Genomic DNA, 23,119 nt, shown 5'->3' on the forward strand with positions numbered 1-23,119 from the left:
TCTCGGTGCGTGCCGGGTGGCCCGCCCCTTCCGGCCACGGACCGGAGGCGGTGCCGACCGGAACGGGACAGCCGGAACCCCTCCGCGCCGGCAGGGAATCTCAGGGCCGCCGGCCGCTCCGCACGACCGCGCACGTCCCGCCCCTGGTGGGGGCGGGGGTGCGCGGTCGGCGGAGCGCGGCGGTCAGCGGGCGGTGCAGGTGACCGTGGCCGGGGCGGTGTTCGCGCCGGTCGTACTGGCCAGGAAGCCGGCGGTGGCGGTGGCGCCCGCGCCGAGGGCGCCGTTCCAGCCGGCGTCGCGGACGGAGACGGTCGCCCCGGTCTGGGTGTGGGTGCCGCCCCAGAGCTGGGTGACCTGCTGACCGTCGGGGAAGGTCCAGCCCACCGTCCAGCCGGCGATCGCCGCACTGCCGGCGTTGCGGACCACCAGCTCGCCCTGGAAGCCGCCCTGCCAGGAGCCGGTCACCCGGTACGTCGCCGTGCACCCGCTGGTCGGCGGCGGGGTCGTCGGAGGCGGGGTGGTCGGGGGCGGCGTCGTGGGAGGCGGGGTCGTCGGAGGTGGGGTCGTCGGGGGCGGGGTGGAGGTCGTCGGCGTCGGGTCGGGCGTGCCGCCGAGCCGGTCCGCCACCAGGATGCCGCGGCCGTTGGTGCCGAGGTAGACGCGGCCGTAGACCCGGGGGTCGCCGGTCAGCGCCTCGCCCGCGTTGCCGTACTGGTGCTGGTCGTCGTTGATCCGCACCCAGGTCGCACCCGTGTCGTCCGAGCGGTGCACGCCGGGCCGGCCGTCGACGGTGCCGAACAGGTACAGCGCCGGGTACGTCCGGCCGGGAGCGGCCTTGCCGAAGCCGACGTTGCCGGCGGTGCTCACCCCGGCCAGCTTCGTGAACGTGGCCCCGGAGTCGGTGGAGCGCCACAGCCCGCCCTCGCCGGCCAGCCACAGCTCGCCCTCCCGGCCGGGCAGCGCCTTGAACTTGACGTTGCCGGTGCTGGGCAGGCCGGCGGCGGCCGAGGCGGTGAAGCTCGCCCCGCCGTTGGTGCTGACGTAGAGCCTGCCGCCGCTGAAGCCGTAGAACTTGTTCGGGTCGACCCGGTCGGACTCGATCGTCGCGTTGGCCGGGATGCCCGTCGACGCGGTCCACGAGTTGCCGAACCCGACCGAGTGGACCACCTGCTGGCCGGCGTCCCCCGGGGCCCAGACGAAGCGGCTGCCGTCGGCCGACGCGGCGACCGTGCCGCCGCTGTTGACGCCGGACGGCTCGCTGCCCTGGAACCAGTTGGCGCCGCCGTCGGTGGAGAACGCGACGTGGCTGTCGTTGGGGCGGTCCGCGTCGGTGAAGTTGCCGGCGCGCACCATCACGGCCGGCTTCGTCTCGGCGTAGTCCAGGCTGGTGGTGCTGGTGAAGTTCGGCTGGGTGAACATCATCGGCGGCACGGCGTCCAGGTCGGTGTGCCGGAAGCCGCCGATGTCGCCGAGCGCGCTGATCAGCGGCGCCCCGGAGGGCGGGCTGACCAGGTCGAGCACCGCGGTCTCCTCCAGGCCCCTGACCATGGGCCTGATGGTGAACTGGCCGCCGGTGTCCCACTTGGTGAGGTCGGTGCTGCCGTAGATGGTCGCGCCGGTGCCGTACATGAAGCGGTTGCTGTCGTGCGGGTCGATCTCGACCGACTCGTTCATCCAGCCGAGCTTCGGGGTCTCCTCCGGCGGGGCGGGGTTGCTGCCGAAGGTCAGCCACGGCACGGAGCCGACGTCCATCGTGTAGCGCTTGCTCCGGTTCGGGTAGCTGGTGAACTCCCAGATCCGGGTCCAGGTGGCTCCCCCGTCGGTGCTGCGCCAGAAGATCGCGTCCGGCCACCACGAGATCTGGGTGGCCACCATCAGGGTGTTCGGCTTCTGCCGGTCGATGGTGAGGCCGCTGTAGCCGAAGTACGCGTCGGTGCTGGTGGACGGGACCGGGCTGATCCGCGTCCACGCGCCGGTGGCGCGGCTGAACTTCCAGACGTCGCCCTTGCCGCCGTCGTACGGGCCGCCGGTGTCGCTGGTGGCGATGTAGAGGAAGCCGCCCGCCGGGTCGACGACGCCCTTGTGCGCGAGGTAGCCGGTCGGCTGCCCGGCGATCCGCTCCCAGGTGGCGCCGCCGTTCGTGCTGCGGTAGACCGGGTTCTCCTTGTCGGCCACACCCACGTAGATCGTCTGCGTGGCGGTGCCGGCCGTACCGGTGCTCTTGTCGAAGCTGACCCAGGTAAGTCCCTGGTTCTGGCCGTTGTAGCCGTTCGGGTCGCTCGGGTCGGCCCGGTAGTTGCCGACGTTGGGAAAGTTGGCCACCTTCGCCCAGGTCGCCCCGAAGTCGGTGCTGCGCCAGAGGCCGTTGCCGCCCTCGGCGCCGTAGTACAGGATGCTGTTCCGGTTGGGGTCGACGGCCAACCGCTCGCCCATGCCCCGGCCCGGCATGTTCCCGCCGTTCTTGAAGGGCAACTCGGTGACCTGCCAGGTGGCGCCCTTGTCGGCCGAGCGCAGGATCGCGCCGTTGTTCGGGTCCCAGTCGTTGGTGTACATCCCGACGGCCGCGTAGACGCGGTTGGTCTGCACCGGGTCGGTGGCGACGCTGACCACGCCGTTCCAGCCCCACCTGTCGGCGCCGACCCAGTCCAGCAGCGGCGTCCAGGACTGCGTGGCCTGCGTCCACCGGTACATCCCGCCGATGTCCGTGCGGGCGTAGATGAGGTTCTTCTCGGTGGGGTTGAAAACGATGCCGGGGACGAAGCCGCCGCCGTCGATCCGGACGTTCTTCCAGGTGTACGGCTCGGCGGCTGCGGCGGTGGGCGCGCCGGCCGCGGTGAACGGTGCCGCCACGACGGCCGCGGCGACGACCAACGCGGACACGACCGCGCCGGCGTAACTTCTGCGCATCTGCGGTTCCTTCCGGGTTCGGACGCCGGGAGCCGACGTGGTGACGGCCGGACCCGGCAACGGGAGCATGCGGAATCGCGCCGGAGCTGCCCTGGCTCCGGTCATCGGCGCGACGGCTCCCGCACCCGAGGAACGCGCTCACCCTAACCGATCCGGCCGGCCGCTGGAAGCGCTCCCAACGACCACCCGGGTCGGGTGAGGGACCCTCACCCCGGCCGGCGCCAGGATCGGTCCCGGCGGACCCGTGCGCACCGGCAGCTATCCCGTGAGGAGTGACAGATGGCCATCGAGACGATCAGCCGCACCGACCAGGACATCCAGTCGGCCGTCCTCGACGAGCTGACCTGGGAACCCCGGGTACGGCCGCACGAGATCGGCGTGACGGTCGCCGAGGGCGTGGTCACGCTGACCGGCCGGGTGGACAGCTACGCCAAGAAGTGGGCCGCCGAGCGGGCGGCGCACCGGGTGGCGCGCGTCCGGGCGGTCGCCAACGACCTGGCGGTACGCCTCGGCACCGGCGCCGAACGCGCCGACCCGGACATCGCCGCCGCGGCCGGGCACACGCTGGAGTGGGACGCGTTCGTGCCCCTGGAGCAGCTCGACGTGACCGTCTCGCACGGCTGGGTCACGCTGCACGGCGAGGTGGACTGGGAGTACCAGCGCCGCGCCGCCGAACGCGCCGTGGCCCGGTTGACCGGCGTACGCGGGGTCAGCAACGGCATCACCGTCCGCCCGGACACCCGGCCGGACGGGCACGACCTGGCGGTACGGATCGTCGACGCGCTGGCCCGCAACGGGGCCACCGAGGCGGAGCGGATCACCGTCCGGGTGCACGGCGACACCGTGCTGCTCGGCGGGCTGGTCCACTCGATGCCGGAGCGGGCCGAGGTGGAACGGACCGTCTGGTGCGCGCCGGGCATCCGCGAGGTGCAGAACCACATCGCGGTCGCCCCGGTGCTGGGCTGAGCCGGGCGCCGGACCACCCGGGCGGGGTGAGCCACCCTCACCCCGTCACGGAGCAGGCTGGGAGACATGACTGAGGTGACCCGATGACCACGCCACTCCAGGTCACCGCCCGCCTGCGGACCCCGGTGACCGGGCACGACAACGTCCGCGGGCCGGTGGACGCGCCGGTGACCATCGTCGAGTACGCCGACTTCCAGTGCCGGTTCTGCGGAGCCGCGTACGCGAACCTGCGGGAGCTGCTGCGACAGCGGGCCGACACGGTGCGGCTGGTGTACCGGCACTTCCCCATCACCAACATGCACCCGTACGCGGAGCAGGCCGCCGAGGCGGCCGAGGCGGCGGGCCGGCGCGGGCAGTTCTGGGCGATGCACGACTGGCTCTACGAGCACCAGGACCAGCTCGACCCCGTGCACCTGTCGCTCGGCATGGAGCAGCTCGGCCTGCCCGCCGACGAGGTCGCCGCGGAGGTGGAGCGGCAGGCGCACGGCGACCGGGTGCGCCGGGACTTCGTGGGCGGCATCCGCAGCGGCGTCCACGCCACCCCGACCCTGTTCGTCAACGGCACCCGCCACGACGGCGACTACGACCTGCCAGACCTCCTGACAGCAGTAGACACCGCCACCCCGTAACCCCTCCCTGCCCACGCCCGCCCCTCTCCCCGGCCCCGCCCTGCCCCGCCCAGCCCAGCCGCGTCGATCATGCAGTTCTGGCGCCCCGCGAATAGGACAACGGAGGGCGATCTGCCCACCACAACTGCATGATCGACGCAGTGAAGGGGCGGCGAAGGGTGGGGTGGGGGCTACAGGGAGGGTGGAGGGGGTGGGTCAGATGAGGTGGAGGGCGCGGGCTCGGCGGACGGCCTCGCGGCGGCGGGTGGCGTCGAGCTTGCGGTAGATGTTGCGCACGTGGGTCTTGACCGTGTTGACCGACAGGGACAGCTCGGCCGCGATCTCCACGTTGGACAGGATGCTCTGCAGGTAGCGCAGGATCGTCAGCTCCCGCTCGGTCAGCGGCTCGTCCAGCGCCCCCGTGCCCCGCTCCGCCGGGGGCCGCTCGGCCGGCGCGTCGGCGCCCCGGACGAGGTCGCTGACCGTCGGCCAGTGCGCGGTACCGGCGTCCAGGTGCGCGGCGAGCAGGTCACGGACCCCGGGCTCGGCGCGGGTGAACGCCCGCCGGAACCCCTCCGGCCCGGCCAGGTCGAGAGCCCGCTCCAGCAGCCGTCCGGCCCGCCGGTCGTCGCCCGCGCGCCCGGCCAGCACCGCGTCGAGCACGGCGGCGTCCAGGCGTACGGGCAGCGGCCAGCCGGCCGCCTCCGGCGCCTCCCAGTCCGGCAGCGCGTACCCGGCGGCGCGCGGGTCGCCGGCCCGCAGCTCCACCCGGGCGAGGGCGACGGCCAGCGGCGGGGCGCTCGCGTCGGGTGCCCGCCCGAGCAGGTCCCGGGCGGCGCCCAGGTCACCGCGTGCACCGCGTACGTCCGACTCGGCGGCCAGCAGCCAGTGCGTCAGCTCGCCGGCCCGGGGGCGGTCGGCCAGCCCCTCCCGGGCCTCGGCCAGCACCCGGTGGCCCTCGGGCAGGTCACCGGCGTCCCGCAGCAGGTACGCCCGGCACAGCGCCGCCACCGCCCCCACCACGGGCTCGCCGGTGGCGGGCGCGGCCAGGGCCAGGTTCGCCTCCGCCTCCTCGGGCTGGTCCCGGTGCAGCGCGACCAGGGCCAGCGCCAGGTACGCGTGGGCGCAGTCCTCCCGGCAGGACCAGCCGTGGCAGGGCGGCATGGCCAGGGCGTCCCTGGCGAGGGTCTCGGCGGCCCGCAGCTCGCCCCGGACGGCGTGCAGCAGGGCCGCCCGGCTGGCGCAGACCAGCTCCGTACGCGGCCGACCGGCCTCCCGGGCAGCCGACAGCGACCGGGCGAACGCGAGGCCGGCGGCGGGCAGGTCCCCGTCCGCGAGGTCGGCCAGGCCCAGCGCGGTGCCGGCCACCGCCCGCACGTCGGCGTCCTCGGCGGCGGCGCCGCGCGGCTCGGCGGGCACCGGCGCGGCGAGCAGCCCGTCGACGGCGCTCCCCGACGGTGCGGGGTGCCCCCCTGGCCCACCGGTCGCCGGGGCGGCAGACGGGGACGCTCCGGGCGACGCCGGGGACACGGACGGGTCGGCCGACGGAGACGCCACGGACACGGACGGCTCGGCCGACACCCGGGGCGCTCCGGTCGACGCCGACGCCGGGGACACGGAGAGGTCGGGCGACGCCGGGGACACCGACGGCTCGACCGACGGAGACGCCGACCCCGACGCCGGAGAGACGGACGGGTCGGGCGACGCCGGGGACACGGACGGCTCGACCGACGGAGACGCCGACCCCGACGCCGGAGAGACGGACGGGTCGGGCGACGCCGGGGACGGGGCGGGGCGGGTGGCGAGCAGCCGGGCTGCGGCGGCGCGTACCGCCCGGGGGTCGTCGGCCAGCCGGGCCAGGGTGAGTTCCAACGCGGTGGCCAGCCGCCGGAACCGGTCCCGGCGCGGCGCCGGCAGCGTCCGGGCGGCCTCGACGGCGTCGCGCAGGTGCCCGGCGGCGGCGGTGGCGTCGCCGGCCCGGGCCCGCTCGGCGGCGCAGGCCAGCCCGAGCTCCGGATCGCGGCGCACGGCCTCCGGCGGCGGAGGCGCGGGCGGGCGGCCGGCGGGCGTCTCCCGGTCGTACGGGACCAGCTCCGGCCAGCGGGCCACGAAGAGCGCGGCGGCTCGGTCGTGGTCGCCGCCGGCGAGCGCGTGCCGCAGCGCCTCGGCGGGCCGCCCGTTGTCCGCGTACCAGCCGGCCGCGCGCAGGTGCAGGTCGCGCAGTTCGTCGGCGGGCAGCCGGCCCAGCTCGGCGTGCAGCAGGTCGGCCAGCAGCGGTTGGCACCGGTACCAGGGCGGGCGGCTGTCGTCGCGGCGCAGCAGCCCGCCGTCGCCGGCCAGGCCGGCCAGCGCCTGCTCGGCGTCGGTCCGGCCGGTCAGCGCGTCGGCGAGGCCGGCGCAGACCGCGTCGGCGACGGCGGAGCGGCGCAGCACGTCCCGCGCGTCCGGGTCGAGCCCCGCGAGCACCTCCTCGCGCAGGTAGCCGGCCACGTCCGGCTGGTCGCCGCCGAACTGCTCGGCCCAGCGGGCCGGGTCCGGCTGCCCGCGTAGCGCCAGCGCGGCGAAGCGGAGCGCCGCCGGCCAACCGCCGGTGCGTTCCCGCAGCCGGCGCACCCCGGCCGCCGGCAGCGCCACCCCGTGCGCGGTCAGCAGGTCGGCGACCTCGTCGTCGCCGAAGGCCAGTTCGTCGGGGCCGACCTCGGTCAGCTCGCCGGCCAGCCGAAGCCGGTGCACGGCCAGCGGCAGCCCGGCGCGGGCGCCGATCACCAGCCGCAGCCGCTGCTCGGCGTGGCGGAGCAGGAACTCCAGTCCGGCCAGGGCCTCGGGGTCGGTGATCCGGTGCAGGTCGTCCAGGACCAGCAGCACCGGCCGTTCCCGGGCGGCGAGGGCCGCGGCCAGCACCTCCAACTGGTCGGGGCGGGGCGGCCGGTCGGGCACGGGTGGCCCCGGCACGTCGTCGGTCGGATCGGTGGCCGCGCGCAGCGCCGCCGCGAGGTAGGACCAGAGCCGGTCCCCGTCGTCGCCGGTCTCCACCGAGAGCCAGGCCGCCCGGGGCCGGCGGGGTTCCGCCGGTACGCCCGCCGCCGCGCCGAAGTCGCCCGGCGCCGCACCGGGCGGCCCGTCGTCCCGTCGTCCCCCGCCGGCGGCGGTCACGGGCCCCTGCCCCACCCGGCCCCCCGGCGCGCCGGCCTCTCCGGCGGCCCGGAACCAGGAGGCGAGCAGCGTCGTCTTGCCCCACCCCGCAGGGGCCCGGACCAGGGTGACCGGCCCGGCGGTCCCCTCGTCCAGCGCCCGCAGCAGCCGGGGCCGCAGCACCAGCGGCTCCGGCGGCGGGGCGGGGCACAGCCGCGACGTCAGCAGCGGCGGGCCCGCCGGCCCGGGTGCGACCGCGACGACTCCCGTGTCCCGTACGTCCTCCGGCATCCGGCCCCGCCCTCCACCGACGCGTCCACTCCCCCAGGTCCCGCCGGCGGCGGTTACCCGGCGCGGGCCCGTTCACCCCTTCGGGGGGAGCCGGCTTCACCCCGCCCCGACCGACCCTGGTCGTACGCGGGCGACCGGCCGCGCGCGCCGGTGCGCGTCCGGCGTGGAAGGGGACCGGGAGGCGGGACCGAGGTGGATCGGAGACGACGGCTGGCGGGCGCGACCGCGGTGGCGCTCGCCGTCGCGGCGGCGGGCCGGGCGCTGGCCGTACGGCGACGCGGTTCGGCCTGGCCCCGCGCGGCCGGCGCCGACCCGCGGCCCGCGCGCTGGCAGGTGGTGACCGTCGACCGCCCCCCCGGCGAGGTGCTGCCCGGCGGCCGCTGGCCGGAGCCCCTGCGCCGGCTCGGCGGCGCGGTGCAGGTCGAGCTGCGGCCGGCCCCCGGCTGCCGGGGCACGGAGCTGGCGGCCCGGCCGGTGCCCGGCGCGGCGGCCCCGGCGGGGCTCGCCGCCCACCTGGTCGGCGACGATCCCGGGCTGCTGGTCCGGCGGGCGTTGCGGGAGGTCAAGCAGCTCGCCGAGACCGGCGAGGTGCTCCGCGCGGACCGCTGGCCGGCCGACCGTCCGCCGGGACCGCCGCGGTGAGGGCGCTGTGCTGGGTGGGCGCGGGCGAGCTGGCGGTACGGCAGGTGCCCGACCCGGAGCTGCGCAACGGCCACGACGTCATCGTCCGGGTCCGGCAGAGCGCCACCTGCGGCGGGGACCTGCCGCTGCTGGCCGGTCGGGTGCCGTTCCTCGCCGTCGGGGACGTCCTCGGGCACGAGTTCCTCGGCGAGGTGGTCGAGGCCGGGCCGGAGGTACGCCGGCACCGGGTCGGCGACCGGGTGGTGGTCTGCTCGTCGGTGGCCTGCGGCAGCTGCTGGTACTGCCGGCGCGACCTCCCCTCCTGCTGCGACAACGGCAGCGCCGACCCGGCCGTCACCGAGGCGGCCTGGGGCCATCCCACCGGCGGGGCGTTCGGCCAGCCCCGGGCGATGGGCGGCTTCGCCGGCAGCCACGCGGAGTACGTCCGGGTGCCGTACGCGGACGTCGGCGCGTTCGCCGTGCCGGAGGCGGTCAGCGACGACCGCGCCCTGTTCGCCTCCGACGCCGCGCCGGCCGGCTGGATGGGCGCGGACCTCGGCCAGGTGCGCCCCGGCGACGTGGTGGCGGTCTGGGGCGCGGGCGCGGTCGGGCAGCTCGTGGCCCGGGCGGCGGGGCTGCTCGGCGCGGAGCGGGTGGTCGTCGTCGACGCCGACGAGGAGCGGCTGCGGATGGCCGAACGGCACGCCGGCGCGGAGACGATCGACCACCGGCGCGCCGACGTCGTCGCCGAGCTGCATGAGCGCACCGGCGGGCGGGGGCCGGACGTGTGCGTCGAGGCGGTCGGGGCGGCCTGGGACGGGCACGGCCCCCGGTCGCTGGCCGAGCGGTTCACCGGCGGCGCCGAGCGACCGGCCGCCGTCCGCGAGGCCGTGCACGCCTGCCGCAAGGGCGGCTCGGTCTTCCTGCTCGGCGAGTTCACCGGCTTCGTCGACACCTTCCCGCTCGGGGCGGTCACCCAGAAGGGGCTGACGGTGCGGGGCGCGCGGCAGCACGGGCAGCGCTACATCCCGATGCTGCTGGAGCGGATGGCCCGCGACGAGCTGCGTACCGAGCACCTGGCCACCCACCGGCTGCCGTTGGAGCGGGGGGCGCACGGATACGCGCTGTTCCGGGACCGGGCCGACGGCTGCGTCCGCGCCGTACTCAGCCCCGATCTTCCGGCCGCCGCCGGCTGAGGCGCAACGCTGCGCCCCGCCGTGCCGGGTGGCAGACTCGGTAGATGCGTGAGCAGCGGACGTACGACGTCGTCCTCTTCGGGGCCACCGGCTTCACCGGGGGGCTGACCGCCGAGTACCTGGCCCGCAACGCTCCACCGGGGCTGCGCTGGGCGCTCGCGGGGCGCAACCCCGGCAGGCTGGCCGCCGTACGGGACCGGCTGGCCGCCATCGACCCGGCGCTGGCCGGGCTGCCCCTGCTCACCGCCGACGTCACCGATGCGGAGTCGCTGCGGGCGGTCGCCGAGAGCGCCCGGGTGGTGGCCACCACCGTCGGCCCGTACGTGCACCACGGCGAGCCGCTGGTCGCCGCCTGCGCCCGCGCCGGCACCGACTACCTCGACATCACCGGCGAACCCGAGTTCGTCGACCTGATGTACGTGCGCCACCACGCCGAGGCGCAGCGCACCGGGGCGCGGCTCGTGCACGCCTGCGGGTTCGACTCGGTCCCCCACGACCTGGGCGTCTGGTTCACGCTCAAGCACCTCCCGGACGACGTGCCGATCACCGTCGACGGCTTCGTCCGGGCCGGCGGGCGGTTCTCCGCCGGCACGTACCACTCGGCGCTCACCGCCTTTTCCCGTACCGCCGAGGCGTCCCGGGCGGCCCGCGAGCGGCGGCAGGTCGAGCCGCGACCGACCGGGCGGCGGGTACGCGCGGTGCCCGGCCGCCTCGCCCGCTCGAAGGAGCTGGGCATGTGGATCGTGCCGCTGCCGACCATCGACCCGCAGGTGGTCCGCCGCTCGGCCGCCGCCCGCCCGGAGTACGGGCCGGACTTCCGCTACCGGCACTTCGCGGCCGTGAAGCGGCTGCCCACGGTGCTGGCCGGCGGGTTCGGGCTGGGCGGGCTGGTGGCGCTGGTGAAGCTGCCGCCGACCCGGCGCTGGCTGCTCGGCCGGCTCGCCTCCGGGCAGGGACCGACGCCGCAGCAGCGGGCGAAGTCCTGGTTCCGGGTCCGGTTCGTCGCCACGGGCGGCGGGCGGCGGGTGCTGACCGAGGTGGCCGGCGGCGACCCCGGCTACGACGAGACGGCGAAGATGCTCGGCGAGTCGGCGCTCTGCCTGGCCGGCGACGAACTGCCGGCCACGGCGGGGCAGGTCACCCCGGTGACCGCGATGGGCGACGCGCTGCTGGACCGGCTGGTACGGGCGGGGATGACATTCCGGGTGCTGGACCGGCCCCGCTGAGCGCAGGCCCCGACCGTCGGGCCGCCCGGCCCCGCGCGGGTTGACCCTCGACCAGGTTGAGACGACAGGATCGGCGCCGTGGAGAGCGACCTGCGCAGCATCGGCGAGCTGGCCCGGGCCAGCGGGTTGACCGTGAGCGCCCTGCGGTTCTACGACTCGGCCGGGGTGCTGGCCCCGGCCCTGGTCGACCCGGTGACCGGCTACCGCTGGTACACGGGCGACCAGGTGGCCCCCGCCCGGCTGGTGGCCGGGCTGCGCCGGATCGGCATGCCGGTCGCCGGGATCGCCGCCGCGCTGCGGTCCGAGCCGGCCCAGATCCACCGCCTGCTCGACGCGCACCTGCGCCGGTTGGAGGACGGTCTCGCCGACGCCCGCAGGGAGCTCTCCCGGATCCGTACGCTCATCGACCCCGGGGAGCCCGCCATGACCACCCGTCTCGTCCTGTCCCGCGCCGACCTGGCCGCCGCCGTGGACGCGGTCCGCTTCGCCGTCGGCGCCGATCCCGACCTGCCGGTGCTGGCCGGCGTGCTGTTCGAGTCCGACGTCGACGGCGTACGGCTGGTGGCGACCGACCGGCACCGGCTGGCCGTCGCGCGGGCGGACGCCCGGGTCGACGGGCCGGCGGTGCGGGTGCTCGCCCCGGTCGCCTTCGTCGACGAGGTGCGGGCCCTGCTCGACACCGGCGCGGGGAGCACCCCCGAGGCCTGGCTGACGGTGGCCGCCGGCACGATCTCCGTCTCCGTCGCCGGCCGCACGGTCGACGCCGCCGCCCTGCCGTACGACTTCCCGGACCACCGCCGGCTGCTCCGCCCGACGTCCGACGACGGGCCGGCGCACCGGCTGACGGTCGACGCCGACGCCCTGCGGGCGGCCCTGACCAGCGCCGACGCCCCCGTCGTCACCCGGCGGCACGACGGCCTCCCGCTCCCGGTGACCGTGCTCGGCCCGGACGGCCGGGGCGGGGTGCGGCTGCTCGGGGCGGACGAGCTGGCCGGGGAGTCCGACGCGTTCCGCGTCGGGGTGAACGGCGGTTACCTGCTGGAGGCCCTCGACGCGGCCGGCCGGGGCCAGTTGCTGCTGGAGCTGGACGGGCCGATCGCCCCGCTGGCCGTGCGCCGGCCGGACGACGCCGAGGCGTTCTCCGTCCTGATGCCCATCCGGCTCTGACCGCCTGATGTAAGCGCGGCGGAGGTCGTCTGGACCGGGCCGGGGCGCGACCGGGCCGCGACGGTAGCATCGGTGGGTCCACCCGACGTCCGGACGGAGCGTACGGAGCAGCATGCTCGACATGGAGTTGATCCGGAAGGATCGCGAGGCGGTGGCGACCGCGCTGGCGAAGCGACTGGATCCCGCCGAGGTCAACCGCGCCCTGGACGAGATCCAGCGGCTCGACCAGGAACGCCGCGCCCTGATCAGTGGCATCGACGGCGAGCGGCAGCGCCGCAAGGCCGAGGCGCGCGCCTACGCGGCGGCGAAGCGCGCCGGCACCGAGCCGGAGGTCTCCACGCCCGAGGCGGGCCGCAAGCAGCTCGCCGAGCTGGAGTCCGAGCTGGACGAGGTGCAGGCGCGGCTGCGCACCGTGATGAGCGAGCTGCCCAACCTGCCCGCCGACGACGTGCTGCCGGGCGGCAAGGAGGCCAACCGGGTCGTCCGGGCCTTCGGCGAGCCGCCGGCGATCGAGAAGGTCCGCGACCACATCGAGCTGAGCCGGATGCTGGGCCTGGTCGACCACGAACGCGGGGTCAAGCTCGGCGGCTCGGGCTTCTGGATGTACACGGGCATGGGCGCCCGGCTGGAGTGGGCGCTGCTCAACTTCTTCGTCGACGAGCACATCAGCGCCGGATACGAGTTCCTGCTCCCGCCGCACCTGCTGCTGGACACCGCCGGCTTCGCCGCCGGGCAGTTCCCGAAGTTCTACGACGACGTCTACCACCTGGACCGGGAGTCCGCCCCGCGCGGGCAGTTCCTGCTGCCCACCTCGGAGACGGCGATCCTCGGGGCGTACCAGGACGAGATCCTGGAGACGGCGAAGCTGCCGCTGAAGGCGTTCGCGTACACGCCCTGCTACCGCCGCGAGGCGGCCGGTTCGCACTCCGACGAGCGGGGCACCGTCCGGGGCCACCAGTTCAACAAGGTGGAGATCTTCCAGTTCTGCCTGCCGGAGCAGGCCGACGCCGCGCTGGAGGAGATGCTCCTGCACGCGGAGAGCCTGGTCGAGAAGCTGGGCCTGCACTACCAGCGCACCCTGCTGTCGGCGGGCGACGCCAGCGCGTCGATGAAGAAGACCCTCGACATCGAGGTGTGGATGCCGAGCACCGGCAAGTACAAGGAGGTGTCGTCGGTCTCCTGGGCCGGCGACTACCAGGCGCGCCGGGCGGCCATCCGCTACCGCGAGCCGGGCGGCAAGCAGACCCGCTTCGTGCACACCCTCAACGGGTCGGCGTTGGCCACCAGCCGGCTCTTCCCGGCCATCCTGGAGCAGTTCCAGCAGCCCGACGGCTCGGTGCTGGTCCCCGAGGTCCTCCAGGCCCGCCTGGGCACCGACCGCCTCACCCCCCGCTGACCCGCCGGCCTCCCCCGCCCCTCACGGGGCGGGGGTGAGTCGCAGCGCGAGTTCGGGGCAGACCTTGACCGCCTTGCGCGCGCCCTCGCGCAGCCAGGTCGGCACGGGGGTGGGCGGGAAGGCGGGATAGCCGTTTCCGTCGAGCCGGATGAAGTCCGGCACCACGTGCGCGCACAGCCCGTGCCCGTCGCAGCGGGACCAGTCCAGCGTGAGCCGCTGCGGGTTCGGGTCGGGGGCGCCCGGCAGGCCCAGCACCGCCCGGACCCGCCGGCCACAACCCTCGCCGGTGGTGTGCAGCCGCAGGTCCTCGGCGAACACCTCTATCGCGGAGAGCGCGAACCGGGCCGTACCGTCGGGGTGGCTGCACGCCCCGCGGCCCTTCACGTCGCCGGCGGCGGCGCGGACCACCTCCACCGGGGCGCTGCCGGCGACCGCCAGGTCGACGGCGCGGGCCAGGTCGGGCAGGCCCATCCGGCACGGGCCGCACTGCCCCGCGGACTCACCCGCCAGGTAGCGCACCACCTGGGCGGCCTCGCCGAGCGGGCAGGTGTCCGCGCCGAGCGGGACGAGGATGCCCGCGCCGAGGGTGCCGCCCACGGCGGCCAGCCCCCTGCGGGAGATCTCCGCCCGGTCGGCCGCCTCCCGGGTGATCCACCTGCCGTGGTAGCCGCCCGTCAGGATGCCCGGCCCGTCCGGCACCTCGCACAGGTCGAGGATCTCGCGCAGCGGGGTGCCGGCCGCGCATTCCACGACCGCCGGGCGTCCCGCCGCTCCGGTGACGGTGAGCAGCACGGTGCCCGGCTCGTCGTCGGTGCCGAGCGCCGCGTACTCGTACGGGCCGAGCCGGGCGGCGACCGCGAGTTGGGCGTACGTCTCGGCGTTGGAGAGCAGGGTGGGCAGGCCGCCGACGCCGGAGTCGCTGGAGCGTCGCTTGGTGCCCGGCGGGATGTGCGGCAGGCCGTTGATGCCGTTGACCAGGGCTCCGCCCTCGCCGGAGATGAACCGGTGCGGCACGGTGACGATGCTGGTCGGCACCGGCATCCGGCGTTCCTCCAGCGCCTCGGTCAGGGAGTCGCGGCCCACCCCGTCGTCGGCCACCCCGACGACGATCTCCTCGGCGTCCAGCGCGTACGCGGCCAGCGCGGCGCCGTCGAGGACCAGGTGCGGGGCCCGGGTGAGCAGCACCTTGTCCTTCCAGCTCGCCGGCTCCCCCTCGGTCGCGTTGACCACCACCGCCGCCGGGAGGTCCCGCCGCTCGCAGGACTCCAGCACCGCGCGGAGCTTCCTCGCGAACGGGAAGCCCGCGCCGCCCTTGCCCTTGAGCTGTACGCCCTCGGCGAGCCGGAGCAGAGTGGCCGGCTCCATCGGCCCGACCGGCCCGTGCACCTCCTCGTGGGCGGGCAGGTCGAGCCGGCCGAACTCGGCGAAGCCGGCGGTGAGCCGGGGCTCGCCGACGCACGCCACCGGGGGCACGGTCCTCCGGATCACCTCGCCTCACCCCGCAGCCCGGCCCAGTACGCCCCGTCGACGGCGTCGGCGTTGACCCGGCGGCGGCGCACCGACCGGCTCTCGCCGGCGGCACGGCGTGCCCGCCGGGACGCGAGGTCGACCAGGGTCGGCGTGTCGTCGGCCGGCAGCGGGACCTCCTCGGGGACGTACCGGACCGGGGGCCGCCAGTAGTCCGGTTCGAGGTCCCGGTCGTCCTCGACGCTGTGCCGGCCACCGCTGCTGCGCGGCGCGGCGGACACGGGACCGGCGGAGATCGGGTCGCTCGGCTCCCAGCGGCGCGGGCTGTCCCAGGGTTCCTCGGCCTCCTCCCGGCGGCGGGGCGGCGCGGCGGGGCGCCGCGCCCCGTCCCGCTCCGCCCGGTCCCGGCGAGTGCTCTCGCCAGCGCGGCGGCGGCCGGTGGGGACGGGTTCCTCCCCGCCCCGGCGGCGGCCGGTCGACGCGGGCGCCTCCTCGCGCCGGGGACTGATCGACGCGGGCTCCTCGCGTCGGCGGCCGGTCGACGTGGGCGCCTCCTCACCCCGGCGCCGACTGGCCGGGGCGAGTTCCGCCGCGCGTCGGCGGGGGCGTGCCGGGTCGCGGAGCGTGCCGGGCTCGGGCACGGCCGGCACGGTGAACCGCTCCGGGTCGCGGCGCCGCGCGGCGGGAGCGGACCAGGTGCCGGTGACCGTGGTACCGGCGATCGCGGCGCCGGCCCAGGTCCCTGCCCGCCTCTCCGGCTCCGCCGCCCGGTCGACGCGTCGGGTCCGGCCCCGCAACAGCGACCGGCGCGGGGCGTCCTCGGCGGGCCGCCCGGCCAGGGCCTGGTTCATCGCGGCGGCCTGGTGCTGCTCCCGGCGGCGCCGGCCGAGGCTGACGGAGAGGCGGACCAGCAGCGCCAGCACGACCAGCAGGACGCAGGCGAGGTAACTCAGCAGCACCCAGGGCTTCGCGGGCCGCCCGGCGTTGAGCCCGTGCACGATGGCGAACGGCCAGGAGAGGTACGCGGCCGAGTGCAGGGTCCGCCAGAGCCACTTCGGGCCGACCCCGGCGAAGCGGGCCCGGACGACACCGGTCCAGAGCACGCTCACCATCAGCAGGGCGGACACCGTGCCGAGGCCGACGTAGAGGCCCCGTCCACCGACGAAGGGGACCACCGCGTCGGTGCTCGCCGCCCGCCCGGTGGCGATCTTCGTGAGCACGTGGCAGACCAGCCCGGCGACGCCGAGGATGCCGGTGGCCCGGTGCGCCGACTGGAGCAGCACCCGGTGCCGGATCAGCAGCACCAGCCGGTCGGTGGCGAGCAGCCCCATCATCACGGTGAGGCTCAACGCCACGAGGGCGACGACCCCGGCGAAGAACTCGGTGAAGAAGAAGCCGTACGCGTACGCGGCCGAGCCGGCGCCGGTCAGCATGGTGGCGGCCCACAGCGCGGCGAGCGCCGAGAGGGTCAGCAGGGCCACCGCGGGCCGGGACCGGGTGCGGGCCCCCCGGCTGGTGCTGGTGGTCCGGACGGTGGGCGGCTTCTGGTTCCGTTGTGCCCGGGCCATCTGCTCCTCGATCGTCTCGCGGCGGCGCACCACCGGCCGGCCCTGTTCCCCATCGAGTACGGACGGGCGGGGCGGGCGGATCATCGGCGCGCGGAAATTCCGCGCACCGGTGCCGGAGCGGAGGCCCGCGTGTGATCTTCAGAGGGTCCGGTCGTGGTCAGGCTCGGTGCTCGCCGAGGACCTTGCCGAACAAGGCGAGATAGCTGTCATGAGCCAGGGACAGTTCTCCGAGCGCGTCCTCGGTGAACCACGCGATGGCGTCGTGTTCGTCCGGCGCGGCGTTGACCGGAGACCCCGTCCACGCTTCGATCAGCCAGATCTGCATGTCGAACGTGTCGGCATGAACTTCGTGCACGGGCGGACCCGACGGCGCCGCGATGTCGATGCCCAGCTCCTCCCGAAGCTCCCGGGCGAGTGCCGCGCCGGGCAGTTCCCCGGGATCCACGTGCCCACCGGGCATGTCCCAGACGTCGGGATACCAACGGCGCTCAGGGGATCGGTGGCACAACAGCACCCGGTTGTCGTCCCGCAGCAACCCCGTGACGATGCGAGCCTTGGGAGAACCTTCCGCGGAGATCGACACAGGCGCATTGTGCCACCGTGGTAACCCGATCCGCCGCAACGAGGCAGGTGAGGGGGCACTATCGTTCTGGCGTGCACATCCGTTTCGACGTCCCCGCCGATCCCGCCTACCCGGGCCGCGTGGCCGCTGCGCTCGGCAGTGTCCGGTTGCGCAAGTTCGGCTACGTCGGTGCGGCGCTGGTGGCGGTCGGGGCGATCGGGTTTGCCGTCTCGCGGGGGTTCTCGTGGGGTGACCGGGTCTCGTCGCTGTGCATGGCGATGGCCCTGGGTGGCGTGCTGTCGATGTTGTACTCGCCGTGGGTGCAGTGGCGGGCCCGGCGGCGCTCCGGTCGCTACGCCGTCGAGGGTGCCTACGACATCACCGACGACAACATCATGATGCGCAGCGGCTCGGAGTCCGGCGGTATCGCCTGGGACGGGGTGGCTCGGGTGCGGGACACCCCCGAGTTCTGGATCGTGTACGTCGGCCGGATGCCGGCGACCGTCATCCCCCGCCGCTTGATGTCCGCTGAGGACGCGGAGACGTTGCGAGCCTTCATGGCCGATCGCGGGCTGCTCGCCGGCTCCGCCTGACAGGTTCTCAGGCCGAGCCGGCACCTCTGCTGAAGCCTGCCGCTTCCTGGATGGGCGGGGATGGCAAGCTGCCATGGTGTCTGCGGAGCCGCGCGGCGACTACTCCTGGCTGTTCGACCTGGTGGCGGTCGAGCCGGTCGTACGCCACCATGCGCTCGCTCGGCATCCTGGACGCTGCGGACGACGACCGCGCCGGCCGCGCACGGTGGGCGCCGATCGCCGCCCTCTACCTGCGGTGGGAGGCGGAGTATCCCGACGAGTGGGGAGCGCCGGAGTCGTGGCTGTGGTCCCGCTGGGGAACGAAGGAGGTGCTCCTTCGCCGGCTCGATCGGGGCGGTCTCCCGGAGACCATCAGGCCAGAGATCGCTGAGCTGATCCTCGCGGCGCTGAGGCGGCCGTACCGATGCAAGGACTGGCGGTACGCAAGGCTGGTCCGTCAGCTCCACGACTCGCCGTTCCTCCATGAGGTGGCGATGCTGACGTCCGCCGACGATCCCCTGGTCCGGCTCCGGGCACAGTTCGTCCTCCAGGTGGCCGCGCATCCGGAGCAGGCTCCCACGCGTACGAGCTGGCGGCGCTGGCTCGACGCAGCCACCTGACCGCTCTCTCGCAGACGCCTGGCCGTCGCACGAGGCCGACAACCCGAAGGCATTTACACATGCCCATGCATTGACAGTGCCTGCAATGCGCTTGTAACCTTTCGGAAATTTTCAAGCCGTACTGCAAGATCCCGGCACCATCGGGGCCTCCCGGCCTCGCCACCGCCCGTCCCCCACATCCCCGTCAGGAGTCCTCCATGCAGAGACGTCGACGGTTGTCGGCGATCGTCGCCCTCGGCGTGATCGCCGGCCTGATCGTCCCCACCGCTGCGACCGCTCCCCCGGCCGGCGCGGCCCCGGCAGGCGGCAAGAAGGTCATCGCCAACCTCTTCGAGTGGAACTGGTCGTCGGTGGCCACCGAGTGCCGCACCAATCTCGGCCCGAAGGGCTACGGCTGGGTGCAGGTCTCGCCGCCCCAGGAGCACGTGCGGGGCTCGCAGTGGTGGCTGGCGTACCAGCCGGTCAGCTACCGGATCGAGTCCCGCAAGGGCACCCGCGCGCAGTTCAAGTCCATGGTCGACACCTGCCACGCCGCCGGGGTGAAGGTGGTCGTCGACGCGGTCGTCAACCACATGTCCGGGCAGGACAACGGCGGCACCGGCTGGGCCGGCTCGTCGTACGGGCACTACGACTACCCGGGGATCTACCAGACGCAGGACTTCCACCACTGCGGCCGCAACGGCGGCGACGACATCGCCAACTACAACGACCGGTGGGAGGTGCAGAACTGCGAGCTGGTCAACCTCGCCGACCTGAAGACCGAGTCGGACTACGTCCGGACGAAGATCGCCGGCTACCTCAACGACCTGCTCTCGCTGGGGGTCGACGGCTTCCGGATGGACGCCAGCAAGCACATGCCGGCCGCCGACATCGCCGCCATCAGGGGCAAGCTGTCCCGCTCGGCGTACATCGTGCAGGAGGTGATCCACGGCGCCGGCGAGCCTATCCAGCCGGGTGAGTACACCGGCAACGGCGACGTGCACGAGTTCCGCTACGGCAAGGATCTGGCCCGGGTCTTCCGTTCCGAGAAGCTGGCCTACCTGCGCAACTTCGGCGAGGGGTGGGGGCACCTGCCCAGCTCCTCGGCGGCCGTCTTCGTGGACAACCACGACACCCAGCGCGACGTCGGCGGGGTGCTGACCTACCGCGACCGGGGCATCTACGCGCTGGCCAACGCGTTCATGCTCGCCTGGCCGTACGGCTCCCCGACGGTGATGTCGAGCTACACGTTCAGCCAGCGCGACCAGGGCCCGCCCTCGGACGGCTCGGGACGGACCCTGAACGCCACCTGCTACTCCGGCTGGGAGTGCGAGCACCGCTGGCCGGTCATCGCCAACATGGTCGGCTTCCGCAACGCCACCGAGGGCGCCGGCGTCGTCAACTGGTACGACAACGGCAACAACCACATCGCCTTCGGCCGGTCCGGCAAGGGCTACGTCACGATCAACGACGAGGACTCCGCGGTCAACGGCCGGTCGTACCAGAGCGGGCTGCCGGCCGGTCGCTACTGCGACGTCGTCCACGGCACCTTCAGCAACGGCACGTGCAGCGGGCCGGTGATCACCGTGGACGGTGGCGGCTGGTTCGCCGCGAACGTGCCCGCCCACGACGCGATCGCCATCCACGTGGGCGCGCGACTGAGCTGAGGCTCCACCCCTGCGGACCCCGTCCCGGCCCGGCATTCCGGCCGGGACGGGGTTTCGCTGCGGTTCACCCGTTACAGTTAGTTTGTGCGTTTTGACCGAATGAACCGGCGACACGTCCGCGCGCTGGCCGCCGCCGTCGGCGTACCCCTGCTCCTGCTGGCCGCCGGGGCCACCGGCTGGGTGCTGACCCCCGGGGCCGAGCCCACCGCGCCGCCGGTCGTCGGGCCGCCCGCGCCGACCGGCGCGGCCCCGACCAGCGCCGCGCCGGAGCGGGTGCCCGTCGCCGCGCCCGCGCCGGACGACCTGCCGGTGGTCGACTACGGCCCGGCACCCACCGGCTTCCCGGCCGATCCGGACACGATGGACACCACGCCGCTGACCGAGGGCCTGCACCCGACCCGCCGCATCGCCGCCTACACCGCCCCCGGCGGCCGTCCGCTGGCGTTCCTCGACCCCACCATCAGCGGCGTCGAGCTGACCATGCCGATCGCCCAGCGGCGGGCCGGCTGGACGGCGGTGCTGCTCCCGTCGGCCAACCGCACGCTCGCCTGGCTGCCGCCCGGCGGCCACACCACCGTGGCGCTGGCCGACCAGATCGTGATCGAACGCAGGCACCACCGCCTCACCTGGTACCGCGCCGGCCGGGCCGTGCGCAGCTGGGAGGTCAGCCTCGGCCAGCGCGGCCAGGAGACCCCGCTGGGCCGCACCTTCATCCTGGGCCGCACCCCGCCGCCGCAGAGCGTGTACGGGGGCGTCGACATCTACGCCCTCGGCTCGGTGCCCGACGACCCCGACTCGGTGCCGGCCGGCCTGCGCGGGGCGCACATCGGCATCCACAGCTGGTACCACGACGGCGAACTGGGCCGGAACACCACGAACGGCTGCATCCGGCTGACGAAGAGCGGGCAGCGGGAACTGCTGGCCGAGGTGCGACCCGGCACCGAGGTCGTGGTGGTCGACGAGCTACCCGCCCCGCCCCCGACGGCCTGACGGTTCCGTTCGCCGGCACCCACGGCCGGCAGCGTTCCCGGAACGCGTCGCACCCGGGTCAGGGAGCGACCCGCTCGTCCGAAGCGGCCGGCGCGGACCGGCGCGGCAGGGGCGGGCGGGTCTGCCCGGCCAGCTTGCGCCACAGGAACTCCAGCGTCAGCGCCCAGACGAAGGCGCGCTGCTCGTTGTTGGCTGCCGCGCCGTGCCCGCCCTCGACGTTCTCGTAGTAGGCCACGTCGTGGCCGTACTCGCGCAGCCGGGCCGCCATCTTGCGGGCGTGCCCGGGATGCACCCGGTCGTCGCGGGTCGAGGTGACGAGCAGGACCGGCGGGTACGCCCGGTCGCCGTCGACGTTGTGGTACGGCGAGTAGCCGCGCAGGAACTCCCAGTCGGCCGCCACGTCCGGGTCGCCGTACTCGGCCATCCACGAGGCGCCGGCCAGCATCCGGTGGTAGCGCCGCATGTCGAGCAGCGGCACGTGCGCGACGACGGCGCCGAAGAGCGACGGATGGCGGGTCAGCATCACGCCCATCAGCAGCCCACCGTTGCTGCCGCCCTCGATGCCGAGCGTCTCCGGCGTGGTGACACCCCGGGTCACCAGGTCCGCCGCCACCGCCGCGAAGTCCTCGTACGCGCGGGGCCGGTTCTCCCGCAGCGCGGCGCGGTGCCACCCGGGGCCGTACTCCCCGCCGCCCCGGATGTTCGCCACCACGTAGGTGCCGCCCCGGGCCAGCCATCCCCGGCCGATCATCCCGCTGTAGCCCGGGGTCAGGGGAATCTCGAACCCGCCGTAGCCGGTGAGCAGCGTCGGACCGGCGGGCGCGTCCGGGTCCCCGACCACGAAGTACGGCACCCGCGTGCCGTCGGCCGAGGTGGCGAAGAACTGGCGTACCGCCAGGCCGTCCGCGTCGAAGGACGCCGGCGCCCGCTTGAGCGTCTCGACCGCGCCGCCGATCTGCCCGAGGCGCAGCGTCGCCGGCTGGAGGAACCCCTCCGAGGCGAGCAGGTAGGCGTCGTCGTTGTCCGGGTCGGTGTCCACGACCTCGCTGTTGTCGAACTCCGGCACCCCGGGCAGCGCCTCCCGCCGCCAGCCCTCCCCGTCGGGCGTCAGCACCTCCAGCCGGCTCTTCACGTCGACGAGGGTGGCCAGGATCAGCCGGTTACGGGTCCAGGACCAGCCGCTGAGCGCCGTACGGTCGTCGGGACGGAAGAGCACGGTCATCTCCCGCTCCCCGGCGAGGAACGCGTCGAACCGGGCCGCCAGCAGGGCGCCCGCGGGGTGGGTCACGTCGCCGACCACCCACGGCGAACGCGGCCGGACGAGCAGCCACTCCCGGTGCACGTCCCACCCGGCGTCCTCCGGCACGGCCACGGGGATCCGCTCCCCCGTCGCGGTCAGCAGGTGCTGCTCGGAGCGGAAGAAGTCCAGCCGGCGGCCCACGAAGTCGCGCTCGAAGCCGGGCGTCGGGTCGTGCGAGGCCCACACGGCGACGTCGTCGGCGTGGCCCTCGTGAACGATCTCGGCCCCGGCCAGCGGCGTGCCCCGCCGCCACCGCCTGACCACCCGGGGATAGCCCGAGGAGGTCAGCGAGCCGGGCCCGAAGTCGGTGGCGACGTAGATGTGGTCGATGTCGATCCAGCCCACGTCGCTCTTCGCCTCGGGCAGCGTGAAGCCGTCCTCGACGAAGACGCGGCGGTCGAGGTCGAACTCCCGCACCACGACCGCATCGCCCCCGCCCCGGGAGAGGCTGACCAGGGCGCGCGCGTAGCCGGGCCGCAGGACCGTCGCCCCGCCCCAGACCCAGTTCTCGCCCTCCCCGGCGGCCAGCGCGTCCAGGTCGAGCAGCACGTCCCACTCCGGCTCCGGCCGGCGGTACTGCTGCAGGGTCGTCCGCCGCCAGACCCCGCGCGGGCGCGCCGCGTCGGTCCAGAAGTTGTAGTAGAGGTGGTCGCCGCGCCACCCGGGGTAGGGGATGCGGTCGTCCGCGTCGAGCACCTGGCGGAGCTCGGCCCGCAGGGCGGCGAACGCCTCTCCGCCGGCCAGGGCGGCGACGGTCTCCGCGTTGCGGTCCCGCACCCACCGCGCGGCGTCCGCGCCATCAAGATCTTCCAGCCAGAGGTACGCGTCGTCGGTCCCCACGGTCAACCCAGCCACCCCGCCACTATCCCCGACGGGGAACTCCC

At 75.1% G+C, this 23,119-nt stretch carries 17 protein-coding genes; 11 read left to right on the top strand and 6 right to left on the bottom strand.

Going from position 1 to position 23,119, the window contains the following annotated elements:
* Positions 1-183: 183 nt before the first annotated feature.
* Complete coding sequence (locus tag ACN27A_RS13210; protein ID WP_421453023.1) at positions 184-2,907, bottom strand: cellulose binding domain-containing protein; 2,724 nt, start codon at positions 2,905-2,907, stop codon at positions 184-186.
* A 279-nt stretch (positions 2,908-3,186) separates the two neighbouring features.
* On the opposite strand from ACN27A_RS13210, the gene ACN27A_RS13215 reads away from it, so the two are divergent.
* Both ACN27A_RS13215 and ACN27A_RS13220 read left to right on the top strand, forming a co-directional pair.
* Positions 3,187-3,873 (top strand): BON domain-containing protein, encoded by a 687-nt coding sequence (locus tag ACN27A_RS13215; protein WP_151457639.1) that lies wholly within the window; start codon positions 3,187-3,189, stop codon positions 3,871-3,873.
* 83 nt (positions 3,874-3,956) lie between these two features.
* Positions 3,957-4,502, top strand: a complete 546-nt coding sequence (locus ACN27A_RS13220) for a DsbA family protein (RefSeq protein ID WP_421453026.1) — start codon at positions 3,957-3,959, stop codon at positions 4,500-4,502.
* A gap of 195 nt (positions 4,503-4,697) precedes the next feature.
* Here the strand turns inward: ACN27A_RS13220 and ACN27A_RS13225 are convergent, their stop codons facing one another.
* Positions 4,698-7,904, bottom strand: coding sequence for a LuxR C-terminal-related transcriptional regulator (locus tag ACN27A_RS13225; protein WP_421453029.1), 3,207 nt, complete (start codon positions 7,902-7,904; stop codon positions 4,698-4,700).
* 192 nt (positions 7,905-8,096) lie between these two features.
* Between ACN27A_RS13225 and ACN27A_RS13230 the strand changes: the two genes are divergently transcribed.
* The 5 genes from ACN27A_RS13230 (at position 8,097) to serS (ending at position 13,510) form a co-directional block, all read left to right on the top strand.
* Positions 8,097-8,546, top strand: coding sequence for a hypothetical protein (locus tag ACN27A_RS13230; RefSeq protein ID WP_421453032.1), 450 nt, complete (start codon positions 8,097-8,099; stop codon positions 8,544-8,546).
* A complete protein-coding gene (locus ACN27A_RS13235) occupies positions 8,543-9,721 on the top strand; it encodes a zinc-dependent alcohol dehydrogenase (protein WP_421453035.1) in 1,179 nt (392 codons plus the stop codon). The genes ACN27A_RS13230 and ACN27A_RS13235 overlap by 4 nt, the downstream gene beginning before the upstream one ends.
* A gap of 44 nt (positions 9,722-9,765) precedes the next feature.
* On the top strand, positions 9,766-10,947 hold the full coding sequence (locus ACN27A_RS13240; RefSeq protein WP_421453037.1) for a saccharopine dehydrogenase family protein: 1,182 nt from the start codon (positions 9,766-9,768) through the stop codon (positions 10,945-10,947).
* 90 nt (positions 10,948-11,037) lie between these two features.
* Positions 11,038-12,114, top strand: a complete 1,077-nt coding sequence (locus ACN27A_RS13245; RefSeq protein ID WP_421458453.1) for a MerR family transcriptional regulator — start codon at positions 11,038-11,040, stop codon at positions 12,112-12,114.
* A gap of 112 nt (positions 12,115-12,226) precedes the next feature.
* Positions 12,227-13,510: a serine--tRNA ligase gene (gene serS / locus ACN27A_RS13250; protein ID WP_357580470.1), complete on the top strand. Its 1,284-nt coding sequence runs from the start codon at positions 12,227-12,229 to the stop codon at positions 13,508-13,510.
* 21 nt (positions 13,511-13,531) lie between these two features.
* On the opposite strand, the gene ACN27A_RS13255 is transcribed toward serS, so the two are convergent.
* The 3 genes from ACN27A_RS13255 to ACN27A_RS13265 all read right to left on the bottom strand — a co-directional run bounded on the left by ACN27A_RS13255 (position 13,532) and on the right by ACN27A_RS13265 (position 17,128).
* Positions 13,532-14,998 (bottom strand): NADH-ubiquinone oxidoreductase-F iron-sulfur binding region domain-containing protein, encoded by a 1,467-nt coding sequence (locus ACN27A_RS13255; protein WP_421453041.1) that lies wholly within the window; start codon positions 14,996-14,998, stop codon positions 13,532-13,534.
* Positions 14,995-16,629: a hypothetical protein gene (locus tag ACN27A_RS13260; protein ID WP_421453043.1), complete on the bottom strand. Its 1,635-nt coding sequence runs from the start codon at positions 16,627-16,629 to the stop codon at positions 14,995-14,997. Before ACN27A_RS13260 ends, ACN27A_RS13255 begins: the two co-directional genes overlap by 4 nt.
* 73 nt (positions 16,630-16,702) lie before the next feature.
* Positions 16,703-17,128 carry an NUDIX domain-containing protein gene (locus ACN27A_RS13265; RefSeq protein ID WP_421453046.1) on the bottom strand — a complete coding sequence of 142 codons (426 nt, stop codon included), beginning with the start codon at positions 17,126-17,128 and terminating at the stop codon, positions 16,703-16,705.
* Between the two features lie 71 nt (positions 17,129-17,199).
* On the opposite strand from ACN27A_RS13265, the gene ACN27A_RS13270 reads away from it, so the two are divergent.
* From ACN27A_RS13270 to ACN27A_RS13285, 4 genes are all read left to right on the top strand, one after another.
* Entirely contained in the window at positions 17,200-17,700 is a 501-nt protein-coding gene (locus ACN27A_RS13270; RefSeq protein ID WP_421453049.1) for a YcxB family protein, read from the top strand.
* 149 nt (positions 17,701-17,849) lie between these two features.
* Complete coding sequence (locus tag ACN27A_RS13275) at positions 17,850-18,299, top strand: hypothetical protein (RefSeq protein ID WP_421453052.1); 450 nt, start codon at positions 17,850-17,852, stop codon at positions 18,297-18,299.
* A 197-nt stretch (positions 18,300-18,496) separates the two neighbouring features.
* Positions 18,497-19,945: an alpha-amylase gene (locus ACN27A_RS13280; protein ID WP_421453055.1), complete on the top strand. Its 1,449-nt coding sequence runs from the start codon at positions 18,497-18,499 to the stop codon at positions 19,943-19,945.
* A gap of 84 nt (positions 19,946-20,029) precedes the next feature.
* Positions 20,030-20,935: a L,D-transpeptidase gene (locus ACN27A_RS13285; RefSeq protein ID WP_421453057.1), complete on the top strand. Its 906-nt coding sequence runs from the start codon at positions 20,030-20,032 to the stop codon at positions 20,933-20,935.
* Between the two features lie 58 nt (positions 20,936-20,993).
* Here the strand turns inward: ACN27A_RS13285 and ACN27A_RS13290 are convergent, their stop codons facing one another.
* Positions 20,994-23,090: a prolyl oligopeptidase family serine peptidase gene (locus ACN27A_RS13290; RefSeq protein WP_421453060.1), complete on the bottom strand. Its 2,097-nt coding sequence runs from the start codon at positions 23,088-23,090 to the stop codon at positions 20,994-20,996.
* Between the last annotated feature and the right edge of the window lie 29 nt (positions 23,091-23,119).

Source organism: Micromonospora sp. WMMD737 (genome assembly GCF_049179055.1).
Taxonomy (GTDB): domain Bacteria; phylum Actinomycetota; class Actinomycetes; order Mycobacteriales; family Micromonosporaceae; genus Micromonospora; species Micromonospora reichwaldensis.

Coding starts and splice junctions, on each gene's coding strand:
- ACN27A_RS13225 (WP_421453029.1), bottom strand. CDS start 7,904: ATGCCGGAGGACGTACGGGACACGGGAGTCGTCGCGGTCGCACCCGGG.
- ACN27A_RS13215 (WP_151457639.1), top strand. CDS start 3,187: ATGGCCATCGAGACGATCAGCCGCACCGACCAGGACATCCAGTCGGCC.
- serS (WP_357580470.1), top strand. CDS start 12,227: ATGCTCGACATGGAGTTGATCCGGAAGGATCGCGAGGCGGTGGCGACC.
- ACN27A_RS13275 (WP_421453052.1), top strand. CDS start 17,850: ATGCGCTCGCTCGGCATCCTGGACGCTGCGGACGACGACCGCGCCGGC.
- ACN27A_RS13260 (WP_421453043.1), bottom strand. CDS start 16,629: ATGATCCGCCCGCCCCGCCCGTCCGTACTCGATGGGGAACAGGGCCGG.
- ACN27A_RS13280 (WP_421453055.1), top strand. CDS start 18,497: ATGCAGAGACGTCGACGGTTGTCGGCGATCGTCGCCCTCGGCGTGATC.
- ACN27A_RS13220 (WP_421453026.1), top strand. CDS start 3,957: ATGACCACGCCACTCCAGGTCACCGCCCGCCTGCGGACCCCGGTGACC.
- ACN27A_RS13210 (WP_421453023.1), bottom strand. CDS start 2,907: ATGCGCAGAAGTTACGCCGGCGCGGTCGTGTCCGCGTTGGTCGTCGCC.
- ACN27A_RS13240 (WP_421453037.1), top strand. CDS start 9,766: ATGCGTGAGCAGCGGACGTACGACGTCGTCCTCTTCGGGGCCACCGGC.